This window comes from Aquamicrobium terrae (assembly GCF_040545735.1).
In the GTDB taxonomy this organism is placed as follows: Bacteria; Pseudomonadota; Alphaproteobacteria; order Rhizobiales; family Rhizobiaceae; genus Mesorhizobium; species Mesorhizobium terrae_A.
Window position 1 is genome coordinate 343851 of the sequence record NZ_JBEPML010000003.1, and the last position, 13584, is coordinate 357434.

Annotated in this window: 13 protein-coding genes; 7 read left to right on the plus strand and 6 right to left on the minus strand. The window is 66.1% G+C overall.

Features of this window, described 5'->3' with window-relative positions; all coding sequences use genetic code 11:
- Positions 1-11 precede the first annotated feature (11 nt).
- From ugpA to tlpA, 3 genes are all read right to left on the minus strand, one after another.
- Positions 12-896, minus strand: a complete 885-nt coding sequence (gene ugpA / locus ABID37_RS06915; RefSeq protein ID WP_354193479.1) for a sn-glycerol-3-phosphate ABC transporter permease UgpA — start codon at positions 894-896, stop codon at positions 12-14.
- A gap of 206 nt (positions 897-1102) precedes the next feature.
- Entirely contained in the window at positions 1103-2410 is a 1308-nt protein-coding gene (gene ugpB / locus ABID37_RS06920; protein ID WP_354193480.1) for a sn-glycerol-3-phosphate ABC transporter substrate-binding protein UgpB, read from the minus strand.
- A gap of 135 nt (positions 2411-2545) precedes the next feature.
- Entirely contained in the window at positions 2546-3229 is a 684-nt protein-coding gene (gene tlpA, locus ABID37_RS06925) for a thiol:disulfide interchange protein TlpA (protein ID WP_354193482.1), read from the minus strand.
- A 32-nt stretch (positions 3230-3261) separates the two neighbouring features.
- On the opposite strand from tlpA, the gene argH reads away from it, so the two are divergent.
- From argH to ABID37_RS06945, 4 genes are all read left to right on the plus strand, one after another.
- Complete coding sequence (gene argH / locus ABID37_RS06930) at positions 3262-4662, plus strand: argininosuccinate lyase (RefSeq protein WP_354193484.1); 1401 nt, start codon at positions 3262-3264, stop codon at positions 4660-4662.
- Between the two features lie 104 nt (positions 4663-4766).
- Entirely contained in the window at positions 4767-4973 is a 207-nt protein-coding gene (lptM, locus tag ABID37_RS06935) for an LPS translocon maturation chaperone LptM (RefSeq protein WP_354193486.1), read from the plus strand.
- 16 nt (positions 4974-4989) lie between these two features.
- Positions 4990-6255 (plus strand): diaminopimelate decarboxylase, encoded by a 1266-nt coding sequence (gene lysA, locus ABID37_RS06940; RefSeq protein WP_354193488.1) that lies wholly within the window; start codon positions 4990-4992, stop codon positions 6253-6255.
- Between the two features lie 176 nt (positions 6256-6431).
- Positions 6432-9002: a TIGR02302 family protein gene (locus ABID37_RS06945; RefSeq protein ID WP_354193490.1), complete on the plus strand. Its 2571-nt coding sequence runs from the start codon at positions 6432-6434 to the stop codon at positions 9000-9002.
- Between the two features lie 66 nt (positions 9003-9068).
- On the opposite strand, the gene ABID37_RS06950 is transcribed toward ABID37_RS06945, so the two are convergent.
- The 3 genes from ABID37_RS06950 to ABID37_RS06960 all read right to left on the minus strand — a co-directional run bounded on the left by ABID37_RS06950 (position 9069) and on the right by ABID37_RS06960 (position 10949).
- Entirely contained in the window at positions 9069-9452 is a 384-nt protein-coding gene (locus ABID37_RS06950) for a response regulator (RefSeq protein WP_354193491.1), read from the minus strand.
- A gap of 174 nt (positions 9453-9626) precedes the next feature.
- A complete protein-coding gene (gene hpt, locus ABID37_RS06955; protein ID WP_354193493.1) occupies positions 9627-10169 on the minus strand; it encodes a hypoxanthine phosphoribosyltransferase in 543 nt (180 codons plus the stop codon).
- 93 nt (positions 10170-10262) lie between these two features.
- The gene (locus ABID37_RS06960; RefSeq protein ID WP_354193495.1) at positions 10263-10949 is read right to left on the minus strand and encodes a hypothetical protein; all 687 of its coding nucleotides are present in this window, start codon (positions 10947-10949) and stop codon (positions 10263-10265) included.
- A gap of 184 nt (positions 10950-11133) precedes the next feature.
- On the opposite strand from ABID37_RS06960, the gene ftsE reads away from it, so the two are divergent.
- The 3 genes from ftsE (at position 11134) to ABID37_RS06975 (ending at position 13575) form a co-directional block, all read left to right on the plus strand.
- Positions 11134-11793, plus strand: coding sequence for a cell division ATP-binding protein FtsE (ftsE, locus tag ABID37_RS06965; protein WP_035022137.1), 660 nt, complete (start codon positions 11134-11136; stop codon positions 11791-11793).
- The gene (locus tag ABID37_RS06970; protein ID WP_354193496.1) at positions 11786-12778 is read left to right on the plus strand and encodes a cell division protein FtsX; all 993 of its coding nucleotides are present in this window, start codon (positions 11786-11788) and stop codon (positions 12776-12778) included. Before ftsE ends, ABID37_RS06970 begins: the two co-directional genes overlap by 8 nt.
- Before the next feature lie 119 nt (positions 12779-12897).
- Positions 12898-13575, plus strand: coding sequence for a YdcF family protein (locus tag ABID37_RS06975; RefSeq protein ID WP_354193566.1), 678 nt, complete (start codon positions 12898-12900; stop codon positions 13573-13575).
- The last annotated feature ends 9 nt before the right edge of the window (positions 13576-13584 follow it).

Sequence of the window (13584 nt, forward strand, 5' to 3'; positions counted from 1 at the left end):
GCGCTTTGAGGTCAGCCATAATGCACCTTCCTCTCGACATAGCGGAACTGGATGGCGGTGAGCGCGATGACGATGATCATCAGGATCACCGACTGGGCGGCGGATTCGCCGAGGATCAGGTTGACGAAGCCGTCATTGTAGACCTTGTAGACCAGCGTTTCCGTGGCCTTGCCCGGCCCGCCGCCGGTGACGGCGTGGATGATGCCGAAGGTGTCGAAGAAGGCGTAGGTGGTGTTGATGACCAGCAGGAAGAAGCTGGTCGGCGCCAGCAGCGGGAAGACGATGGTCCAGAACCGTTTGGTCTCGCCTGCGCCGTCGATGGCCGCCGCCTCGATCAGCGTCTTGGGGATCGCCTGCAATCCGGCGACGAAGAACAGGAAGTTGTAGCTGATCTGCTTCCAGGCGGCGGCGGTCACCACCAGCACCATGGCGTCGGTGGAGTTGAGCAACGGGTCCCAGGAGATGCCCGCCTTGCGCAGCAGCACGGCCAGCGTGCCGATCGAGGGGTTGAACAGGAACAGGAACAGCATGCCGGCGATGGCCGGCGCCACCGCATAGGGCCAGATCAGCAGCGTGCGGTAGAGGCCCCGGCTGCGCACCACCTTGTCGGCCATCACCGCCAGCAGCAGCGCCACGCTCATGGCAACGGCGGCGGTGGCGATGGAGAAGATGGCGGTGACCTCCAGGGAGTTCACATAGGCGGGATCGGCCAGCACCTTCCTGAAATTGGCGAACCCGACGAAGCGGGAGCTGAGGCCGAACGGGTCTTCGCGCAGCATCGACTGGTAGAGCGCCTGGCCCGCCGGCCAGTAGAAGAACACCAGCGTGATGGCAAGTTGCGGGGCAACGAGCAGATAGGGCAGGACCCGGTTCGGGAATACGACGCGGGGCGTCATGATATGGCCCTCCTCCAGCCTCGGCGTCCCTCTTTTCGCGCGTGCGGACGGGAAGTCGCCGTACGGTTTTCCGTCCGTCGCCGCGGGCTCGCCACCGTGCCCATCGGGGCGCGAATTCCTGAACCCTCTCCAATCCGGGTCTTTTCCGAAATTAGGGGACAGGCAGGGGCCGGCAAGGATGTGCCGGCCCGGATCGGCGGATGGGCTCAGTTGCCCATCGCATCCTTGATGGCCGCGTTGCCGCGCTGGACGGCCGCGTCGAGCGCCTGCTGGGCGGTCTGCTGGCCGGCGAGCATCTTCTCGAACTCCTCGTTCTGGATGTCGCGGACCTGCGGCAGGTTGGCGAGGCGCACGCCCTTGGAGTTCTCGGTCGGAGCCTTGCCCATCATCTGCAGGATCGGCGTCTCGCGGCCGGGATTCTTCTCGTAGAAGTCCGAGTTCTTGGTCGCCTCATAGGCGGCGAGCGTCACCGGCAGGTAGCCGGACTGCTCGTGCAGATATTGCTGCACGTCGGTCTGCGACAGGTAGTTGAAGAAGGCGGCGACGCCCTTGTACTGCTCGTCAGACTTGCCGGCCATCACCCACAGGCTGGCGCCGCCGGGAATGGTGTTCTGCGGGCCGTTGCCGTCGCTGTCATAGGGCAGTTGCCCGATGCCGTAGTTCATGCCCGCCTTGACGATGTCGCCGAGGCCGCCGGAGGATTCGGTCATGATGCCGCATTCGCCGGCGAGGAAGAGCTGCTTGGCTTCCGAGGTGCGGCCGCCATATTTGAAGGTGCCGTCCTTGGCGAGATCGGCGATCGCCTGGAAATGGTTGACGAAGAGCGGCGCGTTGATCTTCAGCTCGACCTCGCCGCCGGCCAGGCCGTTCTCCTGGGTGCCGTAGGGCACGTTGTTCCAGGCCGCGAAATTCTCCAGATGGATCCAGGTCAGCCAGGTCGAGGTGTAGCCGCATTCGGCCGCGCCGCTGGTCTTGATCTTCTTCGCCGCTTCGAAAACCTCGTTCCAGGTCTTGGGCGGGTTGTTCACGTCGAGCCCGGCTTTCTCGAAGATGTCCTTGTTGTAGTAGAGGATCGGCGAGGAGGAGTTGTAGGGGAAGGACAGCATGGTGCCGTCGGGCTTGGAGTAATAGGCGACGATGCCCGGCAGATACTGGCTCTTGTCGAACTTCAGCCCGGCGCCTTCAAGCACCTCGGCCACCGGGCGGATGGCACCCTGCGCGGCCATCATGACGCCGGTGCCGACGTCGAAGACCTGGATGATGTCGGGCGCCTGTCCGGCGCGGAAGGCGGCGATGCCGGCGTTCAGCGCCTCGGGATAGGTTCCCTTGAACACCGGGACGACCTCGTAGTCGCTCTGACTGGCGTTGAAGTCCTTGGCGATCTTGTCGACGACCTCGGCATTGGCGCCGGTCATGGCGTGCCACCAGCTTATCTGGGTGGCGGCAAGGGCACTGGCCGAGGAATACAGAGTGAGTGCAGTGGCGAAACCTGCTGCGATACCCAGAAGCTTCATCTTCTTCTCCCGATACTTCGTTGACCGAATGGAGTTAAGTTCCGCGGTCGGGAGTATGGGGCGAATATGACAGGCAGACAACAGTTGCGTGTCGTTCCGATGAAAGCCGGTTAAGGATTATGGGGAAATCCAGCTTTACTTTACGTCACCTAGAGCGGCCTCGATAAACTTGAATGCATCCGGCGTGGACCATTCGGCGGGACCGTTCATATGGGCCAGAAGACAGCCCTCGTCATCGACCAGAACGGTGACCGGCAGGCCGAGGGCGAGGCCCTTCGACTTCAGATCGTTGAACACGCCCATTGTGTGGTCGCTGTAATAGGCGAGGCTCGAGACCTTGATTTCGTCGAGGAAGGCCTTCGGCTTGTCGTCGTTGCCGGTGTCGACATTGATCGCCACGACTTCGAACCTGTCGCCCCCCATCTTCTGCTGAAGCTCGTCCAGCGCCGGCATTTCGGCGCGGCAGGGCGCGCACCATGTCGCCCACAGGTTGACGAGCACAGTTTTGCCGGCGTGTCCGGCAAGGGTAGCCGGCTTTCCATCGGGGTCGCTGAAGGCGAGGGCCGCCAGGGACTGCGGCGGATCGGCGGGCAGCATGGCGGCGACATGGCCGGTGGCGGCCGCCGCCACCGCCTTCGCCTTCCCGGCCTTGGCGGCGCAGACGCGATCCTGTCCGGCGACGGATGCCGTCGCGTCCGGTGCGTTGTTGCCAGGAAGGCCGCCGCTGACATATACCGCGAGCGCGCCGGCTGCGGCCCCGGCCACGAGGGCCGCCAGGATCAGGCGCGGGGTGGGAAAAAGTTTTCTGCCGTCTGCCATTTTATCAACTGCTCCGGACACGGGTTATAGCGATGAGTGACAAGAAGGCCAGCAACCAGATGTGGGGCGGACGATTTGCCTCGGGTCCCGCCGCGATCATGGAAGCGATCAACGCCTCCATCGGCTATGACCGCAAGCTCTACGCGCAGGATATAAGGGGCTCGCTCGCCCACAGCGAGATGCTGGCCAAGACCGGCATCATCTCGGCCGACGACAGCAAGAAGATCGCCGATGGCCTCGGGACCATCCTCAAGGAGATCGAGGACGGCAAGTTCGCCTTTTCCACCAAGCTCGAAGACATCCACATGAACATCGAGGCGCGGCTGGCCGAGCTGATCGGCCCGGCCGCCGGGCGCCTGCACACGGCGCGCTCGCGCAACGATCAGGTGGCGGTCGATTTCCGGCTGTGGGTGAAGGACGAATTCCACCGCGTCGCCGAGGCGCTGAAAGGCCTGATCGCGGCCTTCGTGGAGCGCGCAGAAGAGCATGCCGGAACCGTCATGCCGGGTTTCACCCATCTCCAGACCGCGCAGCCGGTGACCTTCGGCCATCATTGCCTCGCCTATGCCGAGATGTTCGCGCGCGACCTTTCGCGGGTGCGCGACGCCATCGAACGCATGGACGAGAGCCCGCTGGGGGCCGCCGCCCTTGCCGGCACCGGCTTCCCCATCGACCGGCACATGACGGCGAAGGCGCTCGGCTTCCGCGAGCCGACCCGCAATTCGCTCGACAGCGTTTCCGACCGCGACTACGCGCTGGAGTTCCTGTCCATCGCCGCGATCGCCGGCACGCATCTGTCGCGGCTGGCCGAGGAGATCGTCATCTGGTCGACGCCGCAGTTCGGCTTCGTGCGCCTGTCCGACAGCTTCTCCACCGGCTCCTCGATCATGCCGCAGAAGAAGAACCCGGACGCGGCCGAACTGGTGCGGGCCAAGACCGGGCGCCTCAACGGCCATCTGATCGGCCTTCTGACGGTGATGAAGGGCCTGCCGCTGACCTATTCCAAGGACATGCAGGAGGACAAGGAAGCCGTGTTCGACGCGGCCGAGACGCTCGACCTGATGCTGGCGGCGATGACCGGCATGGTGCGCGACCTGACGGTGAACGCGGCCGCCATGAGACAAGCGGCCGGCTCCGGCTTCTCCACCGCCACCGACCTGGCCGACTGGCTGGTGCGCGAACTCGGCATCCCGTTCCGCGAGGCCCATCACGTCACCGGCCGCGCGGTGGCGCTGGCCGAGGAGAAGAAGGTCGGGCTGGAGAAGCTCACGCTGGACGACCTGAAATCGATCCATGACGGCATCACCGCGGACATCTTCTCGGTTCTTTCGGTGCAGAATTCGGTGAAGAGCCGGCAGAGCTTCGGCGGCACCGCGCCGGCCGAGGTGCGCCGGCAGGTGCGCTACTGGAAAAAGCGCCTCGCCAAGGCTTGATGGCAGGTGGCAATAACGGCCAAACTTGGCTAGAAGCTCTAGCTGTCTGGCTAGGTAGCTATCTAGCTAAAAGTTCTGGGCAGAAGCACGGACAGGATGGAACGATGACCGCAGGCAGGATGGTTGTGATGCTGGCGCTGGTCGCCGCAACGGCGACGGTTGCCGCCTGCGGGCGCAAGGGAGGCCTCGACACGCCCTATGAGGCGGCCGTCGAGGCGCGCAAGGAAGCCCAGCGCAACAAGGAGCCGCTGCCGCCCGAGCCGCAGAAACCGGACACCGACAAGCCTTTCATCCTCGACAAGCTGATCTGATTTCCGGACCTTCGCCTTGAACCATTTCGAATATCGCGACGGCGTCCTGCACGCCGAGGACGTCTCGGTAAAGGCCATCGCGGCTGCGGTCGGCACGCCGTTCTACTGCTATTCGACGGCGACGCTGACGCGCCATTTCAACGTGTTCAGCCAGGCTTTCGCCGGCCTCGACACCATGGTCTGCTATGCGCTGAAGGCCAATTCCAACCAGGCGGTGCTGAAGGTGCTGGCGAAGCTCGGCGCCGGGGCCGACACGGTCTCGGAAGGCGAGATCCGCCGGGCGCTCGCCGCCGGCATCCCGGCCGAAAGGATCGTGTTCTCGGGCGTCGGCAAGACGGCGCGGGAAATGGATTTCGCGCTTCAAGCCGGCATCTACTGCTTCAACGTCGAATCCGAGCCGGAGCTGGAGCTTCTTTCGGCGCGGGCCGTGGCGCTCGGCAAGGTGGCGTCGGTGTCGCTGCGCATCAACCCGGACGTCGATGCGCGCACCCATGCCAAGATATCGACCGGCAAGTCGGAGAACAAGTTCGGCATCCCGCTGTCGCGGGCGCGCCAGGCCTATGCCCGGGCCGCAAAGCTTCCCGGGCTGAAGGTGCGCGGCGTCGATGCCCATATAGGCAGCCAGATCACCGACCTCGAGCCGTTTGACAACGCCTTCGCGCTGATGGCGGAACTGGTCGGCCAGCTCAAGGCGGACGGCCACGCCATCACTCATGTCGACATGGGCGGCGGGCTCGGCGTGCCCTATCATCTGGACAATTCGCCGCCGCCGCTTCCCGTGGCCTATGGCGAGATCGTGCGCAGGCGCTTCGGCGACCTCGGCGTCAAGCTGATGTTCGAGCCGGGCCGGCTGATCGTCGGCAATGCCGGCATCCTCGTCACCGAGGTCATCTACCTCAAGGAGGCCGAGGCGAAGAACTTCCTCATTGTCGATGCCGGGATGAACGATCTCATCCGCCCGACGCTCTACGAGGCCTATCACGAGATCCGCCCGGTGATCGAACCTGCCGACAAGGCCGAGTGGCTCCGGGCCGACGTGGTCGGGCCGGTGTGCGAGACCGGGGATTATCTCGGCCTCGACCGCAATTTGCCGCGCCTGGGACCGGGCGATCTGGTGGCCGTCTGCACCGCCGGTGCCTACGGCGCGGTGCAATCCGGCACCTACAACACCCGCCCCCTCATTCCCGAGGTGCTGGTCGACGGCGACCGTTTCGCCGTCGTGCGCAAGCGCCAGACCTACGAGGAATTGATCGGGCTCGACAGCGTGCCCGACTGGCTCTGAAAACGCCTGAGGGCAGGCCGCAAGCGGCGGTTTTGCCATGCTGCGACGCGGTTTCAGGGGCGGCGGCCGTTCACGATTTCGGGAGGTCGCCTCGCCTTCGCCGTCTTTGCTGTTATTGTTGGACTGCTATAGTTGGCGAACAGGCCATGCCATGAAGGCCGGCCGTGGAAAGGCCGATGACTGACCGTCCCGACGCAAGCACGACCCCGAGACTGCCGCAGCGTCTCCTGATGAGCCGCGCGGCGACGCGCGCGGCCATGATCGGTGAGCGGATCTGGCCGCTGGTGCTGCCGCTGCTGCTGGTCGCCGGGCTGTTCGTCAGCCTGTCCTGGTTCGGCGTGCTGGCGCGTATGCCGGATGCGCTGCGCATCGGCATCGTCGCCATCTTCGCCATCGGCACGCTGGCGGCCCTGTGGCCGCTGCGCCGCTTTCGCCTGCCTTCCGCCGCCGAGGTCGACCGCCGCATCGAGGCGGTGAACCGGCTGGAGCACAGCCCGGTGCAGGCCCTCAGCGATCGGCCGAGCGGCACGCACTCGCCCTTCGGCGAGGCGCTGTGGCGCGAGCACCAGAAGCGCATGGCGGCGCGCCTCGGCCGCCTTGATGCGGCCCTGCCCGCCGCGCGCGTGCCCGAGCGCGACCCGTGGGGCCTGCGCGCCGCTGTGGCGCTGCTTCTGGTCACCTCCTTCGCCTTTTCCTTCGGCCCGCTGGGCGGGCGGCTGACCGACGGGTTCCGGCCCGCCGCCGCGCGCGAGGCGATCGCGCCGCGCATCGACGCCTGGGTGACGCCGCCGCCCTATACGGGCAAGGCGCCGATGTTCCTGACCGCCGACGCCAATCGCGCCGTCTCCACCTTCACCGTGCCGCAGGACAGCACGCTGTCGCTGCGCGTCACCGGCGGCTCGGGCGAGGAGACGCTGAGCTATGCGCCTGCGGGCCGTGAGGCGCAGGCGATCGAACCGGCCGCTCCGGCGGTGGAAGGCGGGTCCGACAGCGCTCCCGTCACGCCCGCCGCCAGCGGCGTCAGGCAGTTCGCCGGCACGCTCACCGAGGACGGCGAACTGGTGCTGCAATCTGGCCGGCAGGAGATCGGCCGCTGGGCCTTCTCGGTGACGCCGGACAAGCCGCCGGTGATCCGCTTCGCCGGCGAGCCGAAGCGCGCCGTCAACGGCACGCTCGAACTGCAATATGAGGTCGAGGACGATTATGGCGCGGCCGCTGCGGAAGCCGAGTTCGCGCAGGCTGAAGCACCGGCCCCCGATGCGCGCCCGCTCTACGATGCGCCGGAAATGACGCTCAACCTGCCGCGGCGCGGCTCCAAGGCCAATGCCGCCAAGACCTCCAAGGACCTGACCGAGCATGTGTGGGCCGGCAGCGCCATCACGCTGACGCTTTCGGCCACCGACGATGCAGGCCAGAGCGGGCGCAGCGAGGCCGTTGCCATGGTCATGCCGGAGCGCAGCTTCACCAATCCGCTGGCGCGGGCGGTGATTGAGCAGCGCCGCCTGCTCGGCCTCGACGCCAACGCCAAGCAACGCGTGCTCGACCTGATGGACGCCGTGACGCTGCGCCCGGAAGACACGTTCGACAGCCCGGCCAACTATCTGGCGCTGATGAGCGCCCGTACCCGGCTCAAGCTGGCGTCGGGCGACGATCAGCTTCGCGACGTGGTCTCCTACCTGTGGCAGGTGGCGCTGGGCATCGAGGACGGCAATCTGTCGGCCGCCGAGCAGCGTCTGCGGCAGGCGCAGCAGGCGTTGCAGGACGCCCTGCGCAACGGCGCTACCGATGAGGAAATATCGAAGCTGATGCAGGAACTGCGGCAGGCGATGAACGATTTCCTGCGTGAGTTCGCGCAGCGCAACCAGAACCAGAACAACGCCCAGATGCCGCAGAACGGCCAGCAGATGCGCCAGAGCGATCTCGACCGCATGCTGGACCAGATCGAGAATCTGGCCCGCTCCGGCAATCGCGAGCAGGCCGAGGACCTTCTGGCCCAGCTTCAGGACATGATGAACAATCTGCAGATGGCCCAGCCGCAGCAAGGACAACCGGGCCAGCAGGGCGAGTTCAGCCAGCAGATGAACAAGCTGGGCGAGATCATGCGCCGCCAGCAGGAGATGATGAACGAAACCTTCCGCATGGACCAGACGCAGCGCGGCGACAATGGCCAGAACGGCCAGATGGGCGAGGACTGGCAGGACCATGGTCAGCAAGGCCAGCAGGGCGAGGGCCAGGGCCAGCAGATGACCCCGGAAGAGCTTGCCGAGGCGCTCAAGCAGTTGCAGGAGGGCCAGGGCCAGCTCCAGCAGGACCTCCAGCAGCTCGGCAAGGACCTCGAAGGCTTGGGCATGCAGCCCAATGAGGGCTTCGGGCAGGCCGACCGCTCCATGGGCCAGGCCGGCGAATCGCTCGGCCAGGGCGAGGGTGACCGCGCCGTCGGCCATCAGGGCCGGGCGCTTGAGGCGCTGCGGCAGGGCGCGCGCGAGATGATGCAGCAATTGCAGGCCATGATGGGCGAGGACGGCCAGGAGGGACAGGGCGGACGCCAGCAGAGCGCCGACCGCGATCCGCTCGGCCGGCCGCGCGCCACGCAGGGGCCGGACTTCGGCGATTCGGTCAAGGTGCCGGACGAGATCGACGTGCAGCGCGCCCGCCAGATTCTCGAGGCGATCCGCAAGCGGCTGGGCGATGCGCTGGCGCCGGATGTCGAGCGCAGCTATCTGGAGCGGTTGCTGGAGCTGAAATAAGGCCTCGGCCCGCAGCACGAAGCTGCTTCCAATCCGTATCTATGGAATGCGGAAGCGCCGCCGTGGTCAGGCGGCGCGGGTGAGTTCCACCGACAGCGCCGTGTCGACCCGGCCGCGGATCTCGGCCAGCGAGAACGGCTTGTTGACGACGTCGATGATGACGCCGTTCAGCTCGTCGGCGCGCTCGCGCTGGTCGGCGTAACCGGTCATGAGCAGGATGCGCAGCCCGGGATGGAGGCCGGCGGCGGATTTCGCCATCTCGATGCCGTCCATCTCCGGCATGCGTATGTCGGAGACGACGAGATCGTAGCCGCCCTTGGCGGCGCGGATCATCTCCAGCCCTTGCGCCCCGTCTGCGGCGACATCGATATGGTGCCCGGCGCGCTCCAGCGCGCGGGAGACGAACATGCGGACGGAATCATCGTCCTCGACGATCAGAAGCTTTGCCATGCCCGATCATTGGCGGCCAAAAGTTGAATTTTGTTGATCGGACATAGTAAGCAAAAAGTTATGCGTCGCCCCGGCTGGAGCGTTTCCGCTTTCTGCGAATCGCAAAAATGCTCAACCTGTTATTTTGACGCAGTTGCGGACGCAAAACCGCTTCGCACTTTTGCTGGAACTGCTCTAGGCATCCCCTTTGACGATGCCGACGAAGGGCAGCTCGCGGAAGGCGTGGCCGACATCCATGCCATAGCCGACGACGAAATGGTCGGGGCAGTCGAAGCCGACATAGTCGGCCTCCAGATCGGTCTGGCGGCGCATGCGCTTGTCGAGCAGCACGGCCAGCGAGCAGCTTTTCGCGCCGCGCGAAAGCATCAACTCGCGGGTGAATTGCAGCGTCTTGCCCGATTCCAGTATATCGTCGATCAGGAGCACGTCGCGGCCGGTCACCTCGTTGTCGATGTCGCGCAGCACGCGCACCTTGCCGCTTTCCGTGCCGGCGCCATAGGAGGAGATGAAGATGAACTCGACCTCCGGGGCGAGGCCGGCATCGTGCATGGCGCGGATCAGGTCGGCGGCGAAGATGAAGGAACCCTTCAGGATCGAGATGACCAGCAGGTCCTGATATTCCCGGCTGGCGATCTCCTTGGCCAGTTCAAGGTTGCGGCGGGCGATCGCCGAGGCCGAGAACAGGACTTCGATGTTCTTGCCGCGCACGACTGGCATGTGGCGATACTCCCGCTGGAACCTGGTCTGGCTTCGATTCACCTTTCGCATGCCGTCACCCCGGAACCGGTTCCCACTTTCGGGCGGCATGCTCTATCCGGCGAAGGCGACGGATACGGATTTCACCCCGTTTCTAGGCACCTCGACGCGTCCGGAAAAGGCAAATCTTTCGCCCGGTGCCAAGGTGCGGTCCAATGTCCCCAACCTGTAGCGGGTGACGCGGCCGTCTTCGCCGGTGACGCGGATTTCCAGCGGCGGCAGCGGCGCGGCTTCCGCGCCGTCATTGCCGGCCTCGCCGTCGACGAAGAGCAACGGCCGCGCGCCCGTATCGTCGACGCGCGAGGTGACGGCGGAAATGCTGAGCGCCGATTGCGGCGTGCTGCGCAGGAGTTCCGTCTCCGTCACCAGCGCGTGGCCGCCGGCGATCCAGAAGGCGGCGATGGCGATGCCGAGCCCGCCCAGCCAGAAGGCGGGACCGCCGGATTTCGACAGGGAGCGGGAAGGAACGGGGTCGCGGGCAAGCAGCATGGCCATGCCGTCCGCCGCCGGCGGTTGCGCGGGGGCAGGTGCGGTGCCGGCCGGTTCCGCGGACCGGGGGCCGGGATGGTGCGTTTCGGTAAGGGTGACGTAATCGGCATCGACGATATCGGCCGTGCCAGAGTCGAAGGGGCCCGCATCGAAGGCGCCCGCCGCGGCGGGGAAATGGTCGCAGGCACGCCGTTCGCTGGCGCCGGTCATGATTTCGCCGGAAACCGGTCGTGCCATCGTCTGGGCGGCCATGCTGGTCCCCGTTCGCACCGTCGTTTTTTTTCAGGTAGACGAAAAATGGTTAACGCTTCGCGACCGGAGCCCGCCCGCAAGTGACGAAAGTGCCGGAATTTAACGTGGCGTTAACCAAGCCTAACGATTTTCACACAAAGGAAACGGTCGGTGCTTCGGCCGTTCAGCTTTCAGGTCGTTCAACGTGATCCGCTTCGAAAATGTCGGCCTCCGCTATGGCATGGGTCCGGAGATTCTCCGCGATATCTCCCTGCACATACCGGCCGGGTCGTTCCAGTTCCTGAGCGGGCCGTCCGGCGCCGGCAAGACGACGCTGCTGCGCCTGTTGTTCATGTCGCTGAAGCCGACGCGCGGGCTGATCACCATCTTCGGCAAGGACCGCGCCCGCATCTCGCGCGCCGAACTGCCGCTGCTGCGCCGGCGCATCGGCATCGTGTTCCAGGATTTCCGCCTGCTCGACCACATGACGACCTATGAGAACGTGGCGCTGCCGCTGCGCGTGCGGGGCCGCGAGGAATCCAGCTACCGCACCGATGTCATGGAACTGCTGAAATGGGTGGGGCTGGGCGAGCGCATGCATGTGCTGCCGCCGGTGCTCTCCGGCGGCGAGAAGCAGCGCGCGGCGATCGCCCGCGCCCTGATCGAGCAGCCCGAAATCCTGCTGGCCGACGAGCCGACCGGCAATGTCGATCCGCAGCTCGCGCGCCGGCTGCTCAGGCTGTTCATCGAGCTGAACCGGCTGGGCACGGCGGTGGTCATCGCCACCCACGACCTCACGCTGATGGACCAGGTGGACGCGCGCCGCCTGATCCTCGCCAATGGAAGGCTGGACATCTATGATTGACGTTCCGGCTCCGGGCCCGGTGGAAGAGGATGCGGCCGAACGGCCCCAGCCGGCGGAGCGCGCGCCGCGCAAGACCGCGCCCATCGTGCCGGCGCAGAACATCGCCGGCCGAGCGCTGGTCGTCGTCATCGCCATCATGACTTTCCTGTCCTGCGTCACCTTCGGCGCGGTGACGCTGGTGCGCGACACGGCGTCGGTCTGGGAGAACCAGATCTCGCGCGAGGCGACGATCCAGATCAAGCCGGCCGACGGCCTCGACATGGAGATCGCGCTCGCCACCGCCGCCGGCGTCGTCTCCGAATTCGACGGGGTGAAGGGCACCCGCATCGTCGACCGGGCGGCCACGACGCGGCTCCTGGAGCCGTGGCTGGGCTCCGGCTTCGACATCGAGCAACTGCCGGTGCCGCGCCTCGTCATCGTCACCATCGACGAAAGCAGCCCGCCCGACTTCGCCGCCATGCGCACGGCGGTGTCGACCGCGGTGCCGAGCGCCACGCTGGACGACCACCGCACCTGGGTCGACCGGCTGGTGGCCATGGCCCACACCACGGTGACCATCGGCATCGCCGTGCTGGCGCTGATGCTGTCGGCGACGGTGATGACGGTGGTGTTCGCCACGCGCGGCGCCATGGCCGGCAACGGCCACATCATCGAGGTGCTGCATTTCGTGGGGGCCGAGGCGCAGTTCATCGCGCGCCAGTTCCGCACCCGCTTCCTGTTCACCGGCATGAAGGGGGCGGCGGCGGGCGGTCTGGCCGCCATCATCGTCTTCGTCCTGTTCTCCTGGTGGTCGTCGCGCAACATGGCCACGCCGCAGGGCGACCAGGCGGCCGCCCTGTTCGGCAATTTCGCCATCGGCTCGGCCGGCTATCTCGGCGTGCTGATGATGGTGGTGATCATCGGCGCGCTCACCGCCGCCACCTCGCATGCCACGGTCGTGGCCTATCTCAGCGATCTCGAAGGGGGGCAGGCGGATGGCGGTTGATGCGGGTCACGGACGGAAATAATTGGTAATCTAATGTGCGGGCGGCACTCCGCCAAAGGGCGCGAATCAAGGTTTACCATGGGTGCATGTTCGGGAAGGAAATGGGTGTGATGGCCGATATGGTGCCAGCATCGCGCATGGGGGAGCGCACGCGGGGCCGTACCCGCCGTTTCCTGCGCGTCGCGGCCATCCTCGTCCTTGCCGCCGTCACCTGTTTCGTCGCCGGCTTCGGCTGGTTCTCCAGCCATGTCAGCCGGCTGAGCCCGCCGGCCGATCCCGAGAAGGCCGATGCCATCATCGTGCTCACCGGCGGCCAGTCGCGCCTCGACGCGGCGATGGAGCTGCTCGAATCGGGCAAGGGCCAGCGGCTGCTGATCAGCGGCGTGCACCCGGCCGCCAGCCGCAAGCAACTCCAGCTTGCCATGGGCGGCGACAGCAAGCTGTTCACCTGCTGCGTGGACATCGACCGCGCCGCGCTCGATACCATCGGCAATGCCGAGGAAAGCGCCAAATGGGTGCGGGAGCACGCCTATGGCTCCATCATCCTGGTGACCAACAACTACCATATGCCGCGCAGCCTGCTGGAGATGGGCCGCCTGCTGCGCGAAGCGCGGCTGGAGCCCTATCCGGTCGTCAACTCCAAGCTCGACGACGGGAGCTGGCTGACCAAGCCGCAGGCGCTTCGGGTGCTGTTCACCGAATACAACAAATATCTCGTCGCGCTGGCCCGCGGCGTCGTGCCGGTGCGCCTCCAACATGGCGGGGTGTCGGTGGCGGACGCCTCCGCCGGCGAGTAGGGTCCGCCC

Coding starts and splice junctions, on each gene's coding strand:
- ugpA (WP_354193479.1), bottom strand. CDS start 896: ATGACGCCCCGCGTCGTATTCCCGAACCGGGTCCTGCCCTATCTGCTC.
- ugpB (WP_354193480.1), bottom strand. CDS start 2,410: ATGAAGCTTCTGGGTATCGCAGCAGGTTTCGCCACTGCACTCACTCTG.
- tlpA (WP_354193482.1), bottom strand. CDS start 3,229: ATGGCAGACGGCAGAAAACTTTTTCCCACCCCGCGCCTGATCCTGGCG.
- argH (WP_354193484.1), top strand. CDS start 3,262: ATGAGTGACAAGAAGGCCAGCAACCAGATGTGGGGCGGACGATTTGCC.
- lptM (WP_354193486.1), top strand. CDS start 4,767: ATGACCGCAGGCAGGATGGTTGTGATGCTGGCGCTGGTCGCCGCAACG.
- ABID37_RS06945 (WP_354193490.1), top strand. CDS start 6,432: ATGACTGACCGTCCCGACGCAAGCACGACCCCGAGACTGCCGCAGCGT.
- ABID37_RS06950 (WP_354193491.1), bottom strand. CDS start 9,452: ATGGCAAAGCTTCTGATCGTCGAGGACGATGATTCCGTCCGCATGTTC.
- hpt (WP_354193493.1), bottom strand. CDS start 10,169: ATGCCAGTCGTGCGCGGCAAGAACATCGAAGTCCTGTTCTCGGCCTCG.
- ABID37_RS06960 (WP_354193495.1), bottom strand. CDS start 10,949: ATGGCCGCCCAGACGATGGCACGACCGGTTTCCGGCGAAATCATGACC.
- ABID37_RS06970 (WP_354193496.1), top strand. CDS start 11,786: ATGATTGACGTTCCGGCTCCGGGCCCGGTGGAAGAGGATGCGGCCGAA.
- ABID37_RS06975 (WP_354193566.1), top strand. CDS start 12,898: ATGGTGCCAGCATCGCGCATGGGGGAGCGCACGCGGGGCCGTACCCGC.